Source organism: Undibacterium sp. GW821-FHT11B02, from assembly GCF_058808955.1.
Window position 1 is genome coordinate 125,148 of record NZ_JBXASD010000002.1, and the last position, 22,263, is coordinate 147,410.

Annotated in this window: 24 protein-coding genes; 8 read left to right on the forward strand and 16 right to left on the reverse strand. The window is 50.8% G+C overall.

Annotated features, from left to right (window positions below; all coding sequences use genetic code 11):
* Positions 1 to 9 precede the first annotated feature (9 nt).
* From AC1RVX_RS03795 to AC1RVX_RS03810, 4 genes are all read right to left on the reverse strand, one after another.
* Positions 10 to 996: a beta-ketoacyl-ACP synthase III gene (locus AC1RVX_RS03795; protein WP_493215250.1), complete on the reverse strand. Its 987-nt coding sequence runs from the start codon at positions 994 to 996 to the stop codon at positions 10 to 12.
* Positions 993 to 2,075, reverse strand: coding sequence for a phosphate acyltransferase PlsX (plsX, locus tag AC1RVX_RS03800; RefSeq protein ID WP_493215251.1), 1,083 nt, complete (start codon positions 2,073 to 2,075; stop codon positions 993 to 995). Before plsX ends, AC1RVX_RS03795 begins: the two co-directional genes overlap by 4 nt.
* 238 nt (positions 2,076 to 2,313) lie before the next feature.
* Complete coding sequence (rpmF, locus tag AC1RVX_RS03805) at positions 2,314 to 2,496, reverse strand: 50S ribosomal protein L32 (protein WP_162018712.1); 183 nt, start codon at positions 2,494 to 2,496, stop codon at positions 2,314 to 2,316.
* Between the two features lie 126 nt (positions 2,497 to 2,622).
* The gene (locus AC1RVX_RS03810) at positions 2,623 to 3,069 is read right to left on the reverse strand and encodes a YceD family protein (RefSeq protein ID WP_493215252.1); all 447 of its coding nucleotides are present in this window, start codon (positions 3,067 to 3,069) and stop codon (positions 2,623 to 2,625) included.
* Between the two features lie 204 nt (positions 3,070 to 3,273).
* Between AC1RVX_RS03810 and AC1RVX_RS03815 the strand changes: the two genes are divergently transcribed.
* From AC1RVX_RS03815 to AC1RVX_RS03825, 3 genes are all read left to right on the forward strand, one after another.
* On the forward strand, positions 3,274 to 3,885 hold the full coding sequence (locus AC1RVX_RS03815; RefSeq protein ID WP_493215253.1) for a Maf family nucleotide pyrophosphatase: 612 nt from the start codon (positions 3,274 to 3,276) through the stop codon (positions 3,883 to 3,885).
* Between the two features lie 28 nt (positions 3,886 to 3,913).
* Entirely contained in the window at positions 3,914 to 4,666 is a 753-nt protein-coding gene (locus tag AC1RVX_RS03820) for an SAM-dependent methyltransferase (RefSeq protein ID WP_493215254.1), read from the forward strand.
* A 64-nt stretch (positions 4,667 to 4,730) separates the two neighbouring features.
* Entirely contained in the window at positions 4,731 to 5,891 is a 1,161-nt protein-coding gene (locus tag AC1RVX_RS03825; protein WP_493215255.1) for an iron-containing alcohol dehydrogenase, read from the forward strand.
* 75 nt (positions 5,892 to 5,966) lie between these two features.
* Here the strand turns inward: AC1RVX_RS03825 and AC1RVX_RS03830 are convergent, their stop codons facing one another.
* The 9 genes from AC1RVX_RS03830 to ispD form a co-directional block, all read right to left on the reverse strand.
* On the reverse strand, positions 5,967 to 7,190 hold the full coding sequence (locus AC1RVX_RS03830) for a hypothetical protein (protein WP_493215256.1): 1,224 nt from the start codon (positions 7,188 to 7,190) through the stop codon (positions 5,967 to 5,969).
* Positions 7,191 to 7,279: 89 nt separating this feature from the next.
* On the reverse strand, positions 7,280 to 8,044 hold the full coding sequence (locus AC1RVX_RS03835) for a hypothetical protein (RefSeq protein ID WP_493215257.1): 765 nt from the start codon (positions 8,042 to 8,044) through the stop codon (positions 7,280 to 7,282).
* A 9-nt stretch (positions 8,045 to 8,053) separates the two neighbouring features.
* Positions 8,054 to 8,653 (reverse strand): hypothetical protein, encoded by a 600-nt coding sequence (locus AC1RVX_RS03840; protein WP_493215258.1) that lies wholly within the window; start codon positions 8,651 to 8,653, stop codon positions 8,054 to 8,056.
* Positions 8,650 to 8,928: a DnaJ domain-containing protein gene (locus AC1RVX_RS03845; RefSeq protein WP_493215259.1), complete on the reverse strand. Its 279-nt coding sequence runs from the start codon at positions 8,926 to 8,928 to the stop codon at positions 8,650 to 8,652. Before AC1RVX_RS03845 ends, AC1RVX_RS03840 begins: the two co-directional genes overlap by 4 nt.
* A gap of 124 nt (positions 8,929 to 9,052) precedes the next feature.
* The gene (locus tag AC1RVX_RS03850; protein WP_493215260.1) at positions 9,053 to 9,532 is read right to left on the reverse strand and encodes an FKBP-type peptidyl-prolyl cis-trans isomerase; all 480 of its coding nucleotides are present in this window, start codon (positions 9,530 to 9,532) and stop codon (positions 9,053 to 9,055) included.
* A gap of 142 nt (positions 9,533 to 9,674) precedes the next feature.
* Positions 9,675 to 9,833 (reverse strand): cytochrome bd-I oxidase subunit CydX, encoded by a 159-nt coding sequence (locus tag AC1RVX_RS03855; protein ID WP_493215261.1) that lies wholly within the window; start codon positions 9,831 to 9,833, stop codon positions 9,675 to 9,677.
* Between the two features lie 94 nt (positions 9,834 to 9,927).
* On the reverse strand, positions 9,928 to 10,197 hold the full coding sequence (locus AC1RVX_RS03860; RefSeq protein WP_493215262.1) for a DUF4404 family protein: 270 nt from the start codon (positions 10,195 to 10,197) through the stop codon (positions 9,928 to 9,930).
* A 39-nt stretch (positions 10,198 to 10,236) separates the two neighbouring features.
* Positions 10,237 to 10,740, reverse strand: a complete 504-nt coding sequence (gene ispF / locus AC1RVX_RS03865) for a 2-C-methyl-D-erythritol 2,4-cyclodiphosphate synthase (protein WP_493215263.1) — start codon at positions 10,738 to 10,740, stop codon at positions 10,237 to 10,239.
* Entirely contained in the window at positions 10,730 to 11,467 is a 738-nt protein-coding gene (gene ispD / locus AC1RVX_RS03870; RefSeq protein WP_493215264.1) for a 2-C-methyl-D-erythritol 4-phosphate cytidylyltransferase, read from the reverse strand. Before ispD ends, ispF begins: the two co-directional genes overlap by 11 nt.
* A 118-nt stretch (positions 11,468 to 11,585) precedes the next feature.
* Between ispD and mfd the strand changes: the two genes are divergently transcribed.
* The 4 genes from mfd (at position 11,586) to AC1RVX_RS03890 (ending at position 18,461) form a co-directional block, all read left to right on the forward strand.
* On the forward strand, positions 11,586 to 15,017 hold the full coding sequence (mfd, locus tag AC1RVX_RS03875; RefSeq protein WP_493215265.1) for a transcription-repair coupling factor: 3,432 nt from the start codon (positions 11,586 to 11,588) through the stop codon (positions 15,015 to 15,017).
* A gap of 25 nt (positions 15,018 to 15,042) precedes the next feature.
* Positions 15,043 to 15,891: a phosphoserine phosphatase SerB gene (gene serB, locus AC1RVX_RS03880; protein ID WP_493215266.1), complete on the forward strand. Its 849-nt coding sequence runs from the start codon at positions 15,043 to 15,045 to the stop codon at positions 15,889 to 15,891.
* 175 nt (positions 15,892 to 16,066) lie between these two features.
* Positions 16,067 to 17,140, forward strand: coding sequence for a phosphotransferase (locus AC1RVX_RS03885; protein ID WP_493215267.1), 1,074 nt, complete (start codon positions 16,067 to 16,069; stop codon positions 17,138 to 17,140).
* A gap of 61 nt (positions 17,141 to 17,201) precedes the next feature.
* Positions 17,202 to 18,461: an acyl-CoA dehydrogenase family protein gene (locus AC1RVX_RS03890; protein WP_493215268.1), complete on the forward strand. Its 1,260-nt coding sequence runs from the start codon at positions 17,202 to 17,204 to the stop codon at positions 18,459 to 18,461.
* 128 nt (positions 18,462 to 18,589) lie between these two features.
* Here AC1RVX_RS03890 and AC1RVX_RS03895 read toward each other — a convergent pair whose 3' ends face one another.
* The 3 genes from AC1RVX_RS03895 to AC1RVX_RS03905 form a co-directional block, all read right to left on the reverse strand.
* Entirely contained in the window at positions 18,590 to 19,927 is a 1,338-nt protein-coding gene (locus AC1RVX_RS03895) for a M56 family metallopeptidase (protein ID WP_493215269.1), read from the reverse strand.
* Positions 19,924 to 20,304 carry a BlaI/MecI/CopY family transcriptional regulator gene (locus AC1RVX_RS03900; RefSeq protein ID WP_423034203.1) on the reverse strand — a complete coding sequence of 127 codons (381 nt, stop codon included), beginning with the start codon at positions 20,302 to 20,304 and terminating at the stop codon, positions 19,924 to 19,926. Before AC1RVX_RS03900 ends, AC1RVX_RS03895 begins: the two co-directional genes overlap by 4 nt.
* A 177-nt stretch (positions 20,305 to 20,481) precedes the next feature.
* Positions 20,482 to 21,339, reverse strand: a complete 858-nt coding sequence (locus AC1RVX_RS03905) for a DMT family transporter (RefSeq protein ID WP_493215270.1) — start codon at positions 21,337 to 21,339, stop codon at positions 20,482 to 20,484.
* A gap of 221 nt (positions 21,340 to 21,560) precedes the next feature.
* Here AC1RVX_RS03905 and AC1RVX_RS03910 point away from each other — a divergent pair, with 221 nt between their 5' ends.
* Positions 21,561 to 22,253, forward strand: a complete 693-nt coding sequence (locus tag AC1RVX_RS03910; RefSeq protein ID WP_493215271.1) for a glutathione binding-like protein — start codon at positions 21,561 to 21,563, stop codon at positions 22,251 to 22,253.
* The last annotated feature ends 10 nt before the right edge of the window (positions 22,254 to 22,263 follow it).

The window sequence follows — 22,263 nt, forward strand, 5'->3', positions numbered from 1 at the left end:
TACAAAAGACTACATCCTGACGATGGCTGCACCCCAGGTAAAGCCACCACCCACACCTTCAAGCAATACTGTATGCCCAGGCCGCACCCGGCCATCACGTACCGCCAGATCCAGCGCCAGCGGTATTGAGGCTGCCGAGGTATTACCATGCTGATCGACAGTCACCACCATTTTATCCATCGGCATACGCATTTTTTTTGCGGTACTTTGCATGATGCGTATATTTGCCTGGTGCGGTATCAGCCAATCGATCTGGTCCGCTTTCAAGCCAGCAATTTCCAGGGCTTCATTCGCCACTTTTTCCAGCACTGATACTGCTAGTTTGAATACTGCCGGACCATCCATATACAGAAAGGCACTACCCGCTACCGCACCGCTTTGCACGTTACCAGGCACGCACAGGATATTTGCGTGACTACCATCTGCATGCAACTTGGTTGCCAGCACACCTGGCTCGTCAGAACGCGACATGACAATCGCGCCAGCGCCATCACCAAACAACACGCATGTGGTGCGGTCTTCAAAATTCAATATCTTGGAAAACACTTCAGCGCCGATAACCAGCACATTCTTATGACTGCCAGATTTGATCATGCTGTCGGCCACCGACATCGCATACATGAAGCCGCTACAAACTGCCTGCACATCCATCGCAGCTGCGCCATTGTTAATACCCAGCTTATTCTGCACGACACAGGCGGTACTGGGAAAGCCACCGAAGAAATCCGGTGTCGATGTCGCCAGTATGATCAGGTCAATATCATTCGGCTGCATTTTTGCAGCAGAGAGTGCATTCTTTGCAGCCTCTACCGCCAGGTCACTGGAGGTAACCGTAGCTTCAGCATAGTGACGAAATGAAATACCGCTGCGCGAGAATATCCACTCATCTGAAGTTTCTATACCCTTTGCCGCCAGCTGGTCGGTTAATTCCTGATTACTTACTTTGTTGGGAGGCAGATAGCTGCCAGTACCGATAATTTTACTAAAGAAAGTCATGCGGTTTTTTGCACCAAGAGTTCGTTGTTGTCCGGAGCGACTACTTCACCATCTGTAACAGGCATCAATTTTGCCATTGTGGTCGCGATTCGGGACAATACATCATTTTTTGCGGCATCAAATGCGCGCTGTATTGCCCATTCATAACTATATTTATCTGCACTGCCATGGCTTTTGAACACCAGACCACGCAAGCCCAGCAAACTGCCGCCATTATAATTGGACGGGTTCATGGTGCGCGAAATGGATTTCAGTGCGCCACGTGCCAGCAAGGCACCCAGCATATTCAATGGATTACTCTTGAACGATGAGGTCAGGGTGGTCTTGACGAAACGCCCCATCCCTTCAGCAGCCTTCAAGGTGACATTGCCGACAAAACCGTCACAGACGACGATATCGGTCGTGCCCTCAAAGATGTCATTGCCTTCAACATTGCCATAGAAATTCAGGATGCCGCGCTCATGATCTGCGCGCAGCAACTGCGCCGTTTTCTTGACCATATCATTACCCTTCATATCCTCTTCACCAACATTCAGCAAGCCTATGCTGGGCTTGTCCTTGCCTTCCAGCGCCGACACCAGGGCAGACCCCATGATGGCAAACTGGTGTAAATGCAAGGGTTCGCAATCCACATTGGCACCCAGGTCGAGCATGTAGGTCGGCAAATTTTTCTGGTTAGGCAAGATACTGCAAATAGCCGGGCGATCAACACCCTGCATAGTTTTCAGTACGTAGCGAGATACTGCCATCAAGGCACCTGTATTGCCGGCAGATACGCATGCCTGCGCATTCCCCTCTTTCACCTGATTGATCGCCACGCGCATGGAAGAATCTTTCTTGCGGCGCAAGGCAACTTCTATCGGGTCATCCATCTCCACCACTTCAGTCGCATTGATGATTTTCAAGCGAGCATGATTGCTGGCGTGACATTTTTTCAGTTCAGCCTGAATGACAGCCTCAACCCCCACCAGAAGAAATTCAACATCAGGCTCGCGGTTGGCAAAAGCCACGGCCGCTGCCACGGTAACTGCCGGGCCATGATCTCCGCCCATGCAGTCTATGGAAATTTTAATTGTCATGTAGTGATACGAAACTTCAATCCGAAACAGCTAGTGTATCAAACCGAGACAGGAATCATCCCGAATTAATTTTTCAAATACGGAATTATCTCAAAATTTCAAAAAATCGCCCGCACTATTCCATCATAGAACTTGCGAAAAAAATATTTCGGCAAGGTGCAGGCAAAATACAGGTTAACGAAAAAAAGCGGCGCCAAGTCCAGGACTCGTCACGCCGCTTTTTTACCAAGAACAGGTATTACTCGTCGTTCTTGGTTTTCAATACTTTACGACCACGATAAAAGCCGTTAGGGCTGATGTGGTGACGCAGATGTGTTTCACCAGTTGTTGGCTCGATACCCAGCTGCGGTGCAGTCAGGAAATCGTGGGAACGGTGCATGCCACGCTTGGATGGGGACTTTTTGTTTTGCTGAACTGCCATGATAACTCCTAATACTTCAAAAAATGTTTCTAAAAATTTAACACACTTAACTAGAGAGATGCAAACATCACCAGCCAAGAATCCCTAACAATACTTCGACCTGAGTGTTTTTTCAGAATAATGCCACTAGGTACGCCCATTAATTTTCTTCAGCACAGCAAAAGGTGATGCTTTTTTACCGACTTCTGCTTCAATCGCTGCAGTAGTACTTGCTGAAGCCAACGGTTGATCCGGGCATACTGCATGTTTGGGCGATTGGGGTATTGCCAGTAGCGCCTCATCCTCTATCAAATCCTTGATATCGAATGTTTTGCTACCCACTACAACATCGACCTCGTCATCATCAAGCAATGCGTCTATTTCATCGGCATTTTCTTCGTTTTTGGCGAGTATCAATACGGATTCAGAGTCAATTTCAAATGCTAGCGGCGTCAAGCAACGTTGACACAACAACTGCACCGAGCCAGTCACAGTCAACTGCAACTGCGCATGCCCGAGCTTGTCCTTGCCACCTTGCAGAGTCCAGTCCAGGCCACCTTCGGCGTTTGCACTCTCTTCTGACAGACGGGGCAAATCCGTAACCAAAAACCTTCCCGAACGCTGCTCTTCAAGCCGAGAAAACGTGAAAGCGTCGATCACAAATGCTTGCATAGGATTATTTGAACCCAGAAAACCTGCGATAATAACAGGATTACACCTTCTTAGTCAAAGCATTGCCGTAATTTGCGCTGTTTTTTCATCATTTTAATGCGCGAAATCTGGCAGACATGTCCAAAAATGCAAATAAACCAGCAAACACCCCGGCTCATTCTGGCCTCCAGCTCAGCCTACCGCCGTGAATTATTAGGCAGACTGCAACTCAAGTTCGAAAGTATAGCACCAGACCTGGATGAAATGCCGCTAGACGGTGAAAGTCCGGTACAGACAGCCCTGCGTCTTGCACGCCAGAAGGCAGAAGCCATCGCCGCCAGCCAGGGCGAAGCCATCATCATAGGTTCAGATCAGGTTGCCACTCTTAATGATTTGCAAATTGGCAAACCAGGCAATCATGAAAATGCATTACAGCAATTGCAACTGATGCGTGGCCGCGAAGTGATCTTTCATACCGCCCTATGTGTACTCGATACCCGACGAGATGCCGCAGTTCGCCTGCAGATCGAAGACATTGCTACTATCGTACAATTCCGCAACCTGAGCGACGCCGAACTGGATGCCTATTTGCGAATAGAACAGCCGTATGATTGCGCCGGCAGCGCAAAAAACGAAGCCTTGGGCATCAGCATACTTGAAAGCATCAAAAGCACAGACCCGACCGCATTGACCGGCCTACCTTTGATTGCATTAACTACCATGCTAAGAACAGCTGGCGTGCGCTTTTTCAATCTTTAAAACTTAAAATAACGAAAATCTCCACACTATGACTGGCACGCTTTACCTCATTCCCAATACCTTGGGCATCAATGAAAACCAGCAGGGAAATTTACTGGCAAGCATCATCCCCGACAGCGTGCAGGCATTCAGTGCGCAGTTGCAGTACTTTGTTGCTGAAAACGCCAAAACTACCCGCGCCTATCTCAAATTTCTGGGCCAGCAACACCCGTTGCAACACAGCATCCAGGAAATGCATATTTCAGAATTGAATATCAACACCCCCGAACAGGCACTGGAAGGTCTGCTGCAGCCGCTACTGCAAGGGCATGATGTCGGTCTGATCTCAGAGGCTGGCGTGCCTGCAGTTGCAGACCCTGGTGCCAACCTGGTCAGGCTGGCACATAAGCGCCAGATCAAGGTGCGTCCGCTGGTTGGCCCCTCGTCGCTGCTACTGGCCTTGATGGGTAGTGGACTGAACGGCCAAAGCTTCGCCTTTCACGGTTACCTGCCGACAGATGCCGCCCTCAGGGCAAAGCGCATCAAGGAACTGGAAGACCGCTCAAGAAAAGAAAAGCAGACACAGTTACTGATCGAGACCCCGTATCGCAATATGCCCATGCTGGAAGCGCTAAGCAATAGCTGTCAGCCATCCACCCTGATTTGCGTTGCTACCGACCTTAGCCTGGATACAGAATCCCTGCAAACCAGAACCGCCGCAGAGTGGAAAACCCGCCTGGGTAAACAACAAGTCCCTGATTTTCATAAAAAACCGACCGTTTTCCTGTTTCTATCGCAATAAAAACGAACGACCGGTTCATTTTTTATTTTTGCGCTAAGATGTCTTCTTTCTGGAGGAAATAAACATGCTGAATTTTGATTTCTACAACCCGACACAGATTTTATTTGGCAAAGGCCGCATTGCGGATCTGAACAAAGTCATCCCAGCCGAAGCCCATGTCATGATGCTCTACGGCGGTGGCAGCATCAAACAAAATGGCGTGTTCGATCAAGTTATGACCGCGCTGGGAGAGCGCAAAGTCACCGAATTTACCGGCATAGAACCCAATCCCAGCTACGAAACCCTGATGAAGGCAGTCGAAGTCATCAAGCAAAGCAAGATAGACTTTTTGCTGGCTGTAGGCGGTGGCTCTGTCATTGATGGCACCAAATTCATTGCAGCAGCGGCCTTGTTTGAAGACGGTGAGCCTTGGGCGATCATGGAAAAACGTGGCAGCAATGTCACCAAAGCCATGCCATTTGGCAGCGTGTTGACACTGCCTGCCACCGGCTCGGAAATGAATAATGGCGGTGTCGTCACCCGTAAATCCATCAAGGCAAAAATGGCCTTCTCCAGCCGCCACTGCTTCCCGCAATTTTCTGTGCTGGACCCAACCACAACCTATACCCTGCCCGTGCGCCAGATCGGCAATGGTGCGGTCGATGCCTTTGTCCATATCATGGAACAGTATCTGACCTATCCGGTCAATTCACCAGTGCAGGACAGATTTGCCGAAGGTCTGTTGCTGACCTTGATAGAAGAAGGCCCGAAAGCCCTGGCCAATCCAGAAGATTATGATGTACGCGCCAATCTCATGTGGTGCGCCACCATGGCCCTGAATGGCCTGATTTCTACCGGTGTACCACAAGACTGGGCCACCCACATGATAGGCCACGAACTGACGGCCCTGCATAACATCGACCACGCACAAACCCTGGCCATCGTCCTGCCTAGCATGCTGCGCGTACGCAAGGAAGGCAAACGGGCCAAGCTACTGCAATTTGCAGAACGCATCTGGGGCTTGCATGCTGGAGATGAAGACAGCCGCATAGAAACAGCCATCAGCCGCATGCAAGACTATTTCGAACAGATGGGCGTTAAAACCCGCCTCAGCGACTACCAGCTTGGCAGCAATGATATTGCACCTATCCTGTCAGCACTGGAAACCCACCGCATGGTCAGCCTGGGTGAAAAACGCGACGTGACGCTGGATGTTAGCCGTCAGGTGCTGGAGATGAGTTTGTAATACATTTGGGCGTGTTACCCCAGGTCAACACGCCCTTTGCAGCCATGCAGTTCAGCAAATCGCATGGCTACAAGTTCATTTTTTTGCCGGCTTCTGAATATGGCAATTCGCATCCAGAAAACGCAACGCTCCGGTGTAATTGGTATCCCAGTCGTCAAGCAGATAATTGCCAGCTTCTTCCACAAAATTATTCCAGTCTTCCAGCAAACCTTCCTGTTTTTCATGGGGAGCAGCGGTCTTGATCCAATCCGTCGCCAGATCTGCCTGAAATCCCTCTTCGCGGAATTTTTTTACCAGACTCTTCGCCGTCTTTTCAGGCAATGTTGTTTTAGGCGTGATGCCGCCCGCGATGCAGACAAACAGAGTCAACAGCGAATCGATATCCGTCTTGCCCTTGGTCAGTCTGGTCCACTCCTTGGATACCAGAGCATCGTATTCTGACGTGTCTTCCACTTCATGATCGCGCAGGTAGTAGCGATCCTTTAGCTCAAACACCAACTTATCCAACGAGACGGTTTTATCTTGCAGTCGCGGCAGGTCGTGTGATTTGATCTCGCCAAGTATGCGTTCAACAATAACGTGAAATTTCTCAGGGATATCTGCCAAATCAATTGCTGACCAGGCTTTTTTCAGTTTTGCTGCCGTATAGCTACGTATGGAATCAACCAGACTGGCAAATTCAACCTGATTTTGCAAGCTCGCATCCGGCTTACCAAACATCTGCAGCAATAAGGCTGTTCGGATGACCGATACCGCCTCGACATCTTCTTCCTTCAAATAACTGGCAGACAAGCCCAGTTCCTCACCAAACCAGTAACCAGCCTCGATTTCCAACGCATTCATCTGGCGGTGTTCGAGTGTATTTCTGTATTCCAGCGGTTTTTCTTTCAGCGACCATGCTTCCAGAAAATCCTCTACCTTGCCCTTGGCTTCATGTCCCAGCAAGGCATATTCAGGCAAGGCAAACAAGGCTTTCAGCAAGCTGGAACCGCCACGCGACAGCGTCAAAAAAGTATTGTCACGTATCATTTTCGCCGCCAGCTCCAAATCGCCTTTGCTGGTTTCTATCAGATACAGGCTGGCCAGATTGACGATGCGCTTGCGTGCAGCTTCAATTTCGGGGCGCAGGTATTTACTGCCAAAAGCTTCGGCAATCTGCACCATCCCCTTGGGTGCTTCTGCTTCTATTGCTGCAATTTTTGTGGAGCTGATAATTGCCTTTTGCACGCCATACCGCAACGCCGATTCAAAGAAAGGGCGATTATCCAGCAGTGCAATTTCGAAAGTGTTTTCAGACATGGGTATGCAGATGATTCCAGGATGAAGGCAAGACGACCGCCGGGCACAACAATACATGCCCGGAATCTGAACGAGTACAGAATCAGTGATTACAGGGCAGACTCTTCGTCATCATCCTTGTCATCGCCGTCATCATTATTTTTAGGGCGTTCTTCCTGCTCTTCTTCCACGCCCTCGCCGCCTTCCAGTTCATCCTGTGCCAGGCTGGCTTGATAGGCCTTGTAACGTGCCCGCAATTTCATCAGCACTTCACGGAAGATTTCCGGCAATTCATAACGCAGGATATAGGTCACCTGCATCCAGTCATGATCTTCCAGATTCGCCATATCCAGCGGCGAAGCCAGACTTTCGGTATCACGGGTCAGGTTCAGCAAATCATCATCCAAGGCGCGGGTTTTGGACTCGTCGCCATATTCGTACAGATCAAATGTGGCGTAGCGATAGAAATGTTCAACCATCTGGGTACGGTCCAGCAGATAGTCAACCAGGGCATCATAGCCGCCGTCGACTTCGGCGATTTCGTATAAAAATTCTGCAGGATCAGCGCCTTCACGAAAAATGACGGAATTGATCATGCCACGCAATTGCTCATGTGTCTGGTCGCCATAGCGGCGTTCCAGCACAACCGCCTGGGCAAACTGCTCTGGCGTGACCAGCAGGTTCACCAAAGATTCCTTGGATGCATCATATTCGCGAATGATGGCCAGCAAATCCTTTGCCGGAAACTCATCCAATGCCGCCACCAGGGCTTTATCGCCCTCGGTTTCAGCCAGGTTTGCCAATGCATGTTCAGCGCCGGCGATATCGCCAGCCTTGACCAGGCTCTGTGCTTCGATTAATGCGGGATAGTTCATCAAAACTCCTTATTCTTTACGGTCAAAGCCCTGTTCTGCCAGCCACTCGGCACCGGCTTCACCCAGGTCATAGTCATCACCATCGTCGCCATCATCCCTGCCATGACGACCATACTGGCCATCAAGATCACCACTTTCCTTCAATTCTTCATTGGCCTCGTTGGCTTCCTTGTCTTCGTCATCCTCATCCTGCGCATCACTGGCACCCAGTTTGCGCGTCTGCTGGCTACGATTCAGGTATTCCAGCCCTGCAGCCACTACCAGGAACGCCTCACCAGCCGGGTCTTTCAAGACGATGCGACTCAGTGGTTCAGCCCAGGGTTCCAGCTTGACTGCTGCCGACAGGCTCTTCCATGAAGGTAATTTATTTTCCTCCTTGGCCGACAAAGCTTCCAGCGTCAGCGGATTCATGAAAATGAAACCTTGATGAAAAGCCACTGCCAGCATTTCCGGGTTGCTTGCCATCATGGGCAACAACATCGGCAGTTGTTCTGCCTTTTCGCGCAACCTGGCCTTGAGTACATTCTTACCCTCGGAGTCGGATTTCAGGTCTTCCAACTCGGCCTTGTATACCGACATCAGGTCTTCAAAAAAACGCGACAATTTCACTGCAATACTCCTGATAAATAATTTTTCCAGATTTCACCGGCTGTTTCCAGTGGCGAATCCAGCAAGTTGCGCCGCCTGTTTTCATCATAGGCAGCACGGGCAGCCTCATCCGACAAGACATCGTACGCTTCTTTTACTGCATGGAATTTTTCTGGCGCCAGTTCCGAATCGTTTCTGTCCGGATGGAACTCTGCAGCCTTTTGACGGAAGGCTTTTTTTACGTCCGCCAAACTGGCATTACTGGCGATGCCGAGAACAAAATAATAGTCTTTCATACACACTCTTGACTTGCGTTTGGACTGACATTAACACAGCAGACCTGCCGTCATGAAAGAGGAACAAGGGGAGAAACAATTCTCCCCTTCACCGGGTCTGCACCCGAAGTCCCATCAACAAAGATCAGTGATGGTGACCGTGTTCGCCGTGCACATGGCCATGCACAACTTCTTCATCGCTGGCTTCACGCACTTCAATAACTTCCGCTTCAAAACGGATAGTCATACCAGCCAGAGGGTGATTGCCATCTACTGTCACGATGCCTGCGTCGATAGCCGTCACGCGGAATTGCATGGTTTCTTCAGTTTCAGGGTCACGGGTTTCAAACATCATGCCAACTTCGATATCCGGCGGGAAGGCGCTGATATCTTCTTCACGCACAAAACCTGGGTCAAACTCACCAAAACCTTCTTCCGGCGCCAGAGTCACGGACACCTTGTCGCCTGCAGCCTTACCTTCCAATGCTGCCTCAACAGCAGGCAGGATATTGTCATATCCACCATGCAGGTAAAGAATGGGTTGCTGATTCTGGTCTATGAGTGCGCCTTCGGCGTTGAACATGGCGTAATTCAGGCTGACGACGGTATTTTGTGAAATTTGCATGGCTGTAATAGGTGTAATTGCGGGTGTAATTGCGCATTCTATGCGACAAAAATGAAAGAGACTGGGGGTAAGGACAAAAACAGGCATATAAACCACCCGCCCCATCCCTTCAGGCTAACCTTCTATTCTAACAGAGCCAGCCTCAAGCATCACGTTTGCCTTCCCTGCCTTCTTTATACTCCTGTCGCGCTTGTTCGAAGCGTTCTTTGGTCTGTGCTTCGTCGCGGTCGCCGAAAGCATAGTCCGCTTCCAGCCACATGACATTAATGATACCAAATGCCAGCGTCAGGCCTATTTTCAATTCCCAATTCCAATTTCCAAAATGCCAAATGAAAAACCGCCATGATGGCGGTTTTAGGGAGAAGCAGTTGAAATAGCATTTGCATAAAGCACATTTACACGCCAATTTTCTCCAGCATGGTGCCCAGTTCACGCAAGGCCGGTTCCAGCTTGGGATGCTGTGCAGCAAATTTGGCCGACAAAGCTTGTGAACGTTCGCTGAGTGCGGCAAAAACAGGATCGTCATGCTTCGATGTTGCCAATACCTGCTGAATATCGGTACTGAGCGTTTCCAGCATAGATTTCAACTCTTCATCGACGGGCCCGGCACCAGCCAGTTCCTGATGTAACTGGTTCAATAAATTTTTCAGGTGTTCGCTTTTCATGCTGCATCTCCTCCATTATTTTTAAATACTACATTCAGTTTAGGCGTTTGCTGTGGGAAAAACCAGCACCACCGCTTCCGCAGCGATCCCCTCTTCCCGTCCCAGATATCCGAGACGTTCATTGGTCTTGGCTTTGATATTGACCTGACTCACATCTACCCGCAAATCCTCGGCAATATTGGCTACCATTGCCGCAATATGCGGTGCCATCTTCGGTGCCTGGGCAATGATGGTGGCATCCAGATTACCCACCTGATAGCCAGCCGCATGAATCCGGCCAACGGCTTCACGCAACAATACGCGCGAATTGGCACCGGCAAAGCGGGTATCCGTATCCGGAAAATGCCTGCCGATATCACCCAGTGCCGTTGCACCAAACAGCGCATCGGTAATCGCATGCAGCAACACATCGGCATCAGAATGTCCCAGCAAGCCAGTATGGTGTGCAATGTCCACGCCGCCAATGATCAGTTTGCGCCCTGGTACCAAGGCATGGCAGTCATAACCTTGCCCGATTCTGAAGGGCAGCATCTTATTTTGCATCAATCTTTCTTTCTTCAAATGGAATATCCATCAACCTGGCGATCAGGGCCAAATCACCTGGCAGCGTCAGCTTCGCATTACAAGGGTGCCCCTCTACCAGTTTTGGCACATGGCCTGCTGCCTCGATGGCACTGGCTTCATCGGTCACCTGTTCAGCCTTGTCCAGGGCGTCACACAGCAATTGGTAGCGAAACATTTGCGGCGTCTGCGCCAGCCACATGCCATCGCGTGGCACGGTCTTTACCCTGCCATCAACAAGTTGCTTGACTGTATCCACCACTGGCAAGGCCAGCAAGCCACCCACGGGATGCCCTTCCAGACTGACCAGCAAATGTTGCAACAAGTGCTGATTCAGGCCCGGCCTGGCGGCATCATGCACCAATACCCAATCATTGGCATCCAATTGACTGTTCAGCAACAATGCCATCTGGCGCAGGCCATTGCGTACCGTATCTCTGCGGGTATCGCCGCCACAACGCAGCACCGTCACCTTTTCTGCCGTTTGCAAATGCGTATCGATATAACTATCGCCAGCGCTGACCACGACAAAGGTATGCTGAACCGGCGCGCAACTTAAAAAAGCATCGACCGTATGTTGCAAAATTGTCTTGTCGCCCAGTTGCAAATACTGCTTGGGAGTCGCCGCGCCCATGCGAGATCCTACTCCTGCAGCCGGAATCAGTGCAAAATAGCGTGGTTCATTCTGTAATGTGATTTCCGCGACCATACAATCCAGATGTTCGCTCTCTGATATCAAAGAGCCCCTTCGTTTATAATGAGGCGCTCATTTTAACCGCGTATCCTGTTCCGTAATACGTTTTACGGCATCCTTTCGTATAGCCGCAATGTCATTTGATTTCAGCAAATCTTTAGCAAAACCCGGCCACAGGCTGGCACTCCCCTATCTGCACGGCTCTTCCGATGCGTATGCATTGGCGCAAGCCGCCACCGCGCTCAAGCTGGAAAAGCGCATGCTGACCATTTTTGTTGCCAATCCAGGCGATGCCCAGCGGTTGCTGGATGAAATCCCCTGGTTCAATGCAGAACTGCGTTGCCATTTGCTGCCAGACTGGGAAACCCTGCCCTATGACGCCTTTTCGCCACATCAGGATCTGGTGTCGGAACGCCTGGCCAGTCTGCATGAAATCCAGAACGGCAATTGCGATGTCTTGCTGGCACCGGCTACCACCGCCTTGCTGCGCATGGCGCCACCGTCTTTCCTGGCAGCCTACACCTTCTTTTTCAAAAAAGGTGACCGCCTTGATGAGGCGAAGCTAAAAACCCAGTTGACACTGGCAGGTTATAGCCATGTCAACCAGGTCATGTCGCCGGGTGAATATTCTGTGCGCGGCGGTTTGATAGACCTGTTTCCCATGGGTTCACCGCTGCCTTACCGTCTGGACCTGTTTGGCGACACAATAGAAACCATACGTACTTTTGATGCCGACACCCAGCGTTCGCTGTACCCGGTGCCGGAAGTACGTCTGCTGCCTGGGCGTGAGTTCCCCATGGATGAACCGGCACGTGCGGCCTTTCGCAGCCGCTGGCGCGAAACCTTTGAAGGTGATCCCTCTCGTTCCAGTATCTACAAAGACATAGGCAATGGCATACCTTCAGCCGGTATAGAATATTATCTGCCGCTGTTCTTTGAACAAACGGCGACCCTGTTTGATTACCTGCCCGAATCGCCATATTTTGCATTGATAGGCGATATCGATGATGCTATCAGACGCTTCTGGAATGATACCCGCTCGCGCTATCAGTTTCTAAAGTCTGACCGTGAACGTCCGGTACTGGCACCTGAAACCGTATTTCTACGCGACGAAGACTTCTTTGCTGCCCTGAAACCTCTGGCACGCTGGACCATCGCCGAGACAGACAAGACAGCCGCCGCCTCAGAAGTATCCAGCTTTTTGCCAGATATCGCCGTCAATCGCCGTGCGGATGATCCACTGACGAACTTACGTTCTTTCCTGTTACAGACAGATAAGCGCGTGATGATCTGCGTCGAGACTTTGGGTCGACGCGAAACCCTGCAACAGTATTTCACTGAATATGATATCCGACTGAGTCTGTGCGAAGGCTATACCGACTTTGCCACGGCAGATGCCAAGCTGATGCTGGGCGTCGCCCCCTTGCACGCCGGTTTTGTACTGGCGGATGGGCTGGCCTTCATTACCGAAGCCGAACTGTATGCTGGCAGTGGCAAGCGCATAGGCCGTAAAAAGCAGGAAGCTGTCACCCAGGTCGAGCACATGGTGCGCGATCTGTCAGAACTGAAAATTGGTGACCCTGTTGTCCATAGCAACCATGGCATAGGCCGTTATATGGGCCTGATCAGTATGGATCTGGGCGAAGGTGAAACCGAATTCCTGCATCTGGAATACGCAAAGGACACCAAACTGTATGTGCCGGTATCACAACTGCATGTAATTTCGCGTTACTCTGGCGCTTCGCCAGATGATGCGCCTTTGCACAGTCTGGGTTCAGGCCAGTGGGAAAAAGCCAAGAAAAAAGCTGCGCAACAAATCCGCGACACCGCTGCTGAGCTGTTGAACCTGTATGCTCGCCGTGCGGCACGCCAGGGCCACTCCTTTGAATATTCTGCACATGACTATGAAGCCTTTGCCGACAGCTTTGGCTTTGATGAAACACCAGATCAGGCTGCTGCTATCACCGCTGTGATCGGCGACATGACTTCCGGCAAGCCTATGGACAGGCTGATCTGCGGTGATGTCGGCTTTGGTAAAACGGAAGTGGCCTTGCGGGCAGCCTTCGTTGCCGTCATGGGTGGCAAGCAAGTCGCCATCCTGGCCCCCACCACCCTGCTGGCAGAACAGCATGCACAGACCTTTGCCGATCGCTTTGCCAACTGGCCGGTGAAAATTGCTGAATTATCGCGATTCCGTTCCGGCAAGGAAATCAGTCTGGCCATGAAGGGCATGGGCGACGGCACCATTGATATCGTCATCGGCACGCATAAGTTACTGTCTGCTGACGTCAAATTTTCTCGCCTGGGCTTGCTGATCATCGACGAAGAGCATCGCTTTGGGGTGCGCCAGAAAGAAGCACTGAAGGCACTGCGCGCCGAAGTCGATGTATTGACGCTGACAGCAACACCAATACCACGCACCCTGGGTATGGCGCTGGAAGGCTTACGTGACTTTTCCGTCATCGCCACTGCGCCGCAAAAGCGTTTGGCGATCAAGACCTTTGTACGCGGCGAGGATGATTCTGTCATCCGCGAAGCCTGTCTGCGTGAATTGAAACGTGGCGGCCAGGTGTATTTCCTGCACAATGAAGTTGAAACCATAGAAAACCGCAAGGCCATGCTGGAAGCCCTGCTGCCAGAAGCGCGCGTGGTCGTGGCGCATGGCCAGATGCATGAACGTGATCTGGAAAAAGTCATGCGTGACTTTGTGGCCCAGCGCCACAATATTTTGTTGTGTACCACCATCATTGAAACTGGTATCGACGTACCCACCGCCAACACCATCATCATGCACAGGGCAGATAAATTCGGACTGGCGCAGTTACATCAATTGCGTGGCCGCGTAGGTCGCTCTCACCATCAAGCCTACGCTTATTTGCTGGTACATGACGTGCAAAGCCTGACCAAGCAGGCAAATCGCCGCCTTGAAGCTATCCAGCAGATGGAAGAATTGGGCAGCGGCTTTTACCTGGCCATGCATGACCTGGAAATTCGTGGTGCAGGTGAAGTGCTGGGTGATAATCAATCTGGCGAAATGCATGAGATAGGCTTCCAGATGTATTCCGACATGCTTAGTGAAGCAGTACGCTCACTGAAGAATGGCAAGGAACCTGATCTGGCCGCGCCACTATCAACCACGACAGAAATCAACCTGCACATCCCTGCCCTGCTGCCGAACGAATTCTGCGGCGACGTGCATGAACGCCTGTCCATCTACAAGCGCCTGGCCAATTGCAGCAGTGCCACAGCCATCGATGACATGCAGGAAGAAATGATAGACCGTTTTGGCAAACTGCCAGAACCCGTCAAATCACTGCTGGAAACGCATAGGCTGCGCGTCGCCGCCAAACCGCTGGGCATCATCAAGATCGACGCCCACAGTGAAGCCGCGACACTGCAGTTTGAACCCAAGCCACCGATAGATGGCATGCGCATCATAGAACTGGTGCAAAAAAACAAGCACATCAAACTCAATGGCCAGGACAAGCTACGCATTACAGCCGCCATGCCTGACCTTGCCAGCCGTGTAGCCCAGATCAAGGCCACCATCAAAGCGCTGCATTAAACTTATTGAATAAACAGAGACGACCATGCATTTGACCATACAAGGCCTGAACAACACACTCAGCAATAACACCGCACTCATTCAGGATATCGCCAGCCAAACCAAGGCAAAACTGGCGCATCTGAATGATCAGGCAGTACGCCTGACCGACGCTGAATGTGATGAACAAACGCTGACTGCAATACGCGAACGCTGCTTTGCTGCCCAACTCGATGTCACTGCCATAAATAAGCAATTTTCTCTGGCTGATTTCAAACTGGTCGCGATGGACATGGATTCAACCCTGATCACCATAGAATGCATCGACGAAATAGCCGACATGCAGGGCCTGAAACCGCAAGTGGCAGAAATTACCGAAGCAGCCATGCGGGGCGAGCTGGAATTCCAGGAAAGCCTGACCCGTCGCGTCGCTCTGCTCAAGGGCCTCGATGCCAGCGCCCTGCAACGCGTCTATGACGAACGCCTGCAATTGTCATTGGGTGCAGACCAGATGCTGAAGACCATACAGCAAGCCGGCCTCAAAACTTTACTGGTATCCGGCGGCTTCACCTTTTTCACCGACCGCATGAAAACACGTCTGAATCTGGATTACACGCATTCCAATGTGCTTGAGATTGAGGATGGCAAACTGACTGGCAAAGTCATAGGCACCATCGTCGATGCAGATGAAAAACAAAGAACAGTGGAACGCGTCTGTGCTGACATGGGCATTTCCACCAACCAGGCCATCGTCATGGGAGACGGCGCGAATGACTTGAAGATGATGAAAATTTCCGGCATGTCAGTCGCCTTTAGAGCCAAACCTGTGGTCCGTGCACAGGCAGATGTAGCCTTGAATTTTGTGGGGCTGGATGGGTTGTTGAATCTGCTTTAAACATTTCCACAGACAAACACTCAAATAAATAGAATTAAACAAACAAGTTTCTCCTTAATCCAAATAATAGTACGGACGTTCTATTATTTGAGTTAGAATAGTTTTAGCCCATCCGGCACATTCACCTGTGCCAGGCGTAAAATCATACTAAAATTGAAACTATTGGGAGACACCGATGTTTGAAGAATTCATGGGCACCATGCCGGTAGCCGAACGTCAAAAATTTGATGTGGCGGCGCTTGCGGACTATATGCGGCAGCATGTTGAAGGTTTCGACGCTGTGCTGGCAGACAAGCTTGTGGTTGAGCAATTCAAGGGTGGGCAATCCAATCCCACCTTCAAACTCAGTGCCGGTGATCAGCGCTATGTCATGCGCGCCAAACCTGGCCCGGTAGCGAAACTACTACCTTCTGCCCATGCCATAGAACGTGAATTCAAGGTCATGAATGCCTTGAACAAGGCTGGCTTCCCTGCCGCACGCCAATATGCGCTGTGTACCAATGAGGATGTCATAGGCCGCGCGTTTTACATCATGGAATTTGTCGATGGTCGTGTACTGTGGGATCAATCCCTGCCTGGCATGACACCAGTGCAGCGCGCTGAAATCTACGATGAAATGAACCGTGTCATCGCCCAATTACACACCATTGATTATGCCGCAATCGGTTTGGCCGACTACGGCAAGCCCGGCAATTATTTTGCCCGCCAGATAGACCGCTGGACCAAACAATATCGCGCTTCAGAGACTGAAAAGATCGAAGCCATGGACAAGCTCATTGAATGGTTGCCACATAATATCCCGCCTGGCGACGACACCAGTATCGTCCATGGCGATTACCGTCTCGACAATATGATGTTCCACCCGACCGAGCCACGCATCATGGCGATACTGGATTGGGAACTGTCGACGCTCGGTCACCCGCTGGCTGATTTTTCTTATCACTGCATGAGCTGGCACGTGACACCTGGTCAGTTCCGTGGCATTGCGGGTCTCGATCACAAGGCTCTAGGCATTCCGAATGAACAGGAATACATCGCCAAATATTGCGAACGCACAGGCAAAACCATACGCCCGGAAGATTTCAATTTTTATCTGGCCTATAACCTGTTCCGCATGGCAGGAATTTTGCAGGGCATCATGAAGCGCTATGTCGATGGCACAGCATCCAGCGCGCAGGCGAAAAAATCTGGTGAATCAGCACGGCCTATGGCAGAACTGGGCTGGAGCTACGTTAAAAAGCAAGCATGAGTTCGCAGCACATTCTTTCAGGTCCAAAGTAACAAAAAACGAACATCACATTGGAGACAACATGGAATTCGACTACTCAGATCGCTGTAAAGACTTGCAAGGGCGGCTCTTGCGTTTCATGGATGAGCATATCTATCCGAATGAAAAAGCCTACAAGGAAGAAATTGACCGCAATGGCCTGGAAAAAGGCAATCGCTGGATCGCCACCCAGATCATTGAAGACTTAAAACCAAAAGCACGTGCACAAGGCTTGTGGAATTTATTCTTGCCAAAATCAGTGCGCGCACCAGAAGGTTTGTCGAATCTGGACTACGCCCCACTATGTGAAATCATGGGCCGTGTCGGCTGGGCACCAGAAGTGTTCAACTGCTCGGCACCTGATACCGGCAATATGGAAACCATAGAGCGCTATGGCAGTGAAGAACATAAAAAGCAGTGGCTGGAACCGCTGTTGCGCGGTGAAATCCGTTCTGCCTTTGCCATGACAGAACCGGGTGTTGCCTCTTCAGACGCCACCAACATCGAAACCCGTATCGACCGGGATGGCGATGATTATGTCATCAATGGCCATAAATGGTGGATATCTGGTGCCGGTGACCCGCGTTGCGCCGTGTATATCCTGATGGGCAAGACTGACTTCAATGCCGCCCGCCACTCTCAACAATCAATGATATTGGTGGACGCCAAAACCCCCGGCATCACGGTGGTCCGCCCCCTTCCCGTTTTTGGTTACGATGATGCGCCGCATGGCCATTGCGAAATTCTGTTTGAAAACGTGCGTGTACCGGCATCGAACATCCTTTTGGGTGAAGGCCGTGGTTTTGAAATTGCCCAGGGTCGCCTTGGCCCTGGCCGTATCCACCACTGCATGCGCGCCATAGGCGTGGCAGAACGTGCACTGGAATTGATGTGCAAACGCCTCAACAGTCGTACCGCCTTTGGTAAGAAAATTTCTGAACAAAGTATCTGGCGTGAACGCATTGCCGAATCTCGCATCCAAATCGACACGGCACGTCTGCTGACCCTGAAGGCTGCGTACATGATGGACACCGTCGGCAACAAGCATGCGCAGGCAGAAATTGCCATGATCAAGGTCCTGGCACCAAATGTCACCCAGCAAGTGCTGGACTGGGCCATACAGGCCCATGGTGCTGGCGGTGTTTCTGGCGATTTCCCGCTGGCAGCACAATGGGCAGGCAATCGTACTTTACGTCTGGCAGATGGCCCGGATGAGGTCCACAGAAATGCCATCGCCAAGCTGGAACTGGCGAAGTACATCAGTCTGAACGAAGATCTGGGCTTGCCGATTACACGCTCATAAGCAAGGCTTGATTGAAGTACGTGCGCAATTCAATAGCTTCGCGAATTGCGCACGGCTACATCAACCTGACACTTCAATATGTTTGATTTGAGGATGATGGCAGACTCGCCACCAGCAAAGCCTGATACTTACTTCAATTTCCAGACATACTGCAATTTCACCCACAGCATGGTATTTTCGCCTTTTACCTGACCCGGAATCGCCTTGACGGCACAATTTTCAAGAGCGCTAGTGACAGCATTGTCCAAATCTGGAAAGCCTGTTGAACGATCCACTTTGGCTTTTAATATCTGCCCATCCGACGCAATCAATACCGACGTCTGGACAACGCCCGTTTCTTTACGCTGGAGTGATGCTCTCGGATATTGCGGTCTGCAGTCTTTGAAATCGATGACAGGTTTTTTATCCCCATCTCTTTCATTTGCCAATTTTGCCGCATCCATTGCCTGCTGACTAATTTCAACGGCTGCAACTGTTGCAACCGGGACATTTGCCTGGGCATAAACAGCCAGGCAACTAGTAGTGATCCCCATAATGGCAACCGCGGCCTTCCAGTTGACGGTACTTACTTCAGGTTTGACAAGACGTTTGATACGAGACATAAGATTTCCTCCATGTGCCGCCTGGGCTAGTTGAGGGGTTGTGAATTGGAGGTTGGCCAATTCAGAAAGTGCAAGAGCAAGACGCCGCGGTTCGCCTGTGACTCTTGCGGCAAGATCGTCCGCAATTTTTTCTCTGTCATTACGGATTTGTCTGGATATCCACCACACTGCCGGGTGATAAAACAGCAGCATTTCTATGCCTGACTGAACCAGGTTCAGCAAATAATCATGACGTTTGATGTGTGCCATTTCATGTGCCACCAGCATTTCCAGCAGATCGACTGGCATGCCACTCAGCATGGCGCTGGGCAGCAAGATCATGGGGCGAAAAACACCTACTACCAATGGTGTGCTCAAATCATCCACGACACGCAGCATTACCTTGCCCTGTATCCGGAATTGACTGCTCAACTGATCGACGCGTGCCTGCCACCACAGGTTTGGTTTGCTGCGCTGGGGGCTTGCATATGTACCTATCCATAGCAGGCCAACACTCATGCGCACGGCCAGTAAGGCGACGCATATCAGCCAGACCACCACGATATCGCTAAGATGCATTTCCAGCCAGATTGACAAATTCATCCAGCCTGATTGATTCAAACCAAGACGAACTGGTAAATCGCTCACCTCCCCTGTTTCAGTGCTGGAATAGGGAACGTCCAAACGCAAGAAAAACTCCCTGGCTGGAAGTACGATACAGGTCAGCAATGCCATATAACTGGCGACATAACGCGCCCTTGCCTGCGCAGGACCGATACACTGCAACAGCAAGACCAGGAACAAGGCAATCAACAGACCTTGCCACAAGAAGTGCAGCAAAGCCCAGCCCAGGGCATTGATAACGGAAGGGAGAAATTGGCTCATTTCTTTTCCTCGTTCAGTAATTTTTGTATTTCGGCCCGCTCTTCCTTGCTCACATGTCCACGCAAAGCGGCCATGACCAGGTCTTTTGCCGAGCCAGAAAATGCTTTGTGGATCAAATCCTTCAACAGATTGGTCTGCAAGGAATCTTGGGCCTGTGCTGCCGCATAGATGTGTGAACGCTGCTCTTCATCCCTGTTAAGCAAGCCCTTGGTATGCATAACCTGCATCAGGCGCAAAACCGTTGCATAACTTAATTCTGGCCGGTCCTTGATGGCAGCCTGATGCACTTCCTTGACGGTTGCCGGCCCGGTTTGCCAGATCAGGCGCAGTAAATCGAGTTCTGCGGCGGTAGGTTTGCGAGAGGTATTTTTGGTCATGGCTTGCTGACGGCTAGTGTTGATGTGAATGTAGAATATATGATCTAGATTAATTTGTCTAGATCATTTTGTCTACTTTTTCCAACAGCGCTAAAACCGTTAAGAAATACCGCTATGAAACCTGGAAATAATATGCACTGACAATATGACTGGCAGACAGCGACAGAAAAACGCTGCCTAATGCTGCCCATGCAGATAACTGGCATACGCAGTCGCCGCAAGCACAATGGCAGCACCAATCAGTTCACGCATGCCTGGCATTTCATGCAGAAAAAAGTAAGCCAGCAACATGCCGTAGACAGGCTCCAGCGAAGTCATGATACTGGCAAAACTGGTGGGCAAGCGGCGCAGACTGAACATGAACAAACCATGTGACAAGGCGGTAAACACCACGCCAAGCAACACCAGACCATACCAGGTCTTTGATGCGACACCTGACAAGACGCCAGACCCCAGCACCCACGGCAAAAGCACCAGTGCAGCCACACCGTTTTGCAGGAATGCCAGCTTGAATGCCGGAATCTGTTTCCCCTGCCAGCGATTCGCCATCGCCAGAAATGCAAAACTAAGGCCAGACAAGATACCTAGCGCCAATGCAATGACGGCCCCGCCTTCCCAGGAAGCATCACTGACCATCACTACCATGCCTGTCACGACCAGTATTGCAGCCCAGGCATCTGATGCGCGCCTGGCTTCTTTAAAAAACCAGGGTTCAAGCAAGGCGACAAACAAAGGAAAACTGGCAAAACCCATGAGACCAAAAGCCACCGGTGCAAAATTCAGGGATGCAAAGAAAGTCAGCCAGTGAATGGCCAGCAATACCCCACAAAGAATAACGGTTTTGGGGATATCACGAAAATTCAGTTGCCCCTGCAGAGCCAGCACTGGCAACAAACTGAGCGCAGCAAACAAGGTACGCCCAAACACCAGCAACAAAGCGCCAGTTGCCAGCAGCTTGCCTAATACCCCAGCCGTACCGAAAAGGAACACCGCTACATGCAGGGCCAGCAAGGAAGAAAGCGCGTTATTTTTCATAAGGTGCTACGGTAACTGGTCAAAAGGGGCCAAATTAAACAATAACATCATAGGGCTGCGCAGGGCCATTTCTGTCGCCGCCATTGGAACGCAGCCTTAGCATGGGTGCGTGCAGGTCCTGGCTACGAAAAATAGTATTTACCAGCAACTAAAGCACAAATGCCAGAATCTATGCATAATGGATGTATGCTGTTTTCATCAACCATGCAAAGAGGAAAGCAATGATAGACGTTTATTCCTGGCCGACCCCCAACGGACACAAAGTACACATCATGCTGGAAGAATGCGGCTTACCCTACCGCGCCATCCCTGTTGATATCGGCGCTGGCGACCAGTTCAAAGCGGATTTCCTGGCGATTTCACCCAATAACAAGATCCCGGCCATCGTTGATGCTGATGGACCTGACGGCAAACCGATTTCCTTGTTTGAATCTGGCGCTATCTTATTGTATCTGGCAGGAAAAACCGGTCAGTTCCTGGGTAAAACCGACAGGGAAAAATATGAAACCCTGCAATGGCTGATGTTTCAGATGGGCAGTGTCGGCCCCATGCTGGGCCAGGCGCATCATTTCCGTATGTATGCACCGACACAGATCGACTATGCCGTCAATCGCTATACCAACGAAGCCAAACGCATTTATGGCGTGATTGATAAACAACTGGAAAAAACTGCCTACCTGGCAGGCGACGAATACACAATCGCCGACATCGCCACCTTTCCCTGGACACGTTCTTTCGCCAATCAGGGAATAGACTGGGCAGATTTCCCACACGCCAAACGCTGGTTCGATACCATCAGCAAACGCCCTGCCGTACAACGTGGCGTGCAGGTATTGGCGGATTTACGCAAACCACTGGATAACGACAAGGCAAAAGAAGTACTGTTCGGAAAAACACAATACGCAAAGAAATAATTTCATTCAC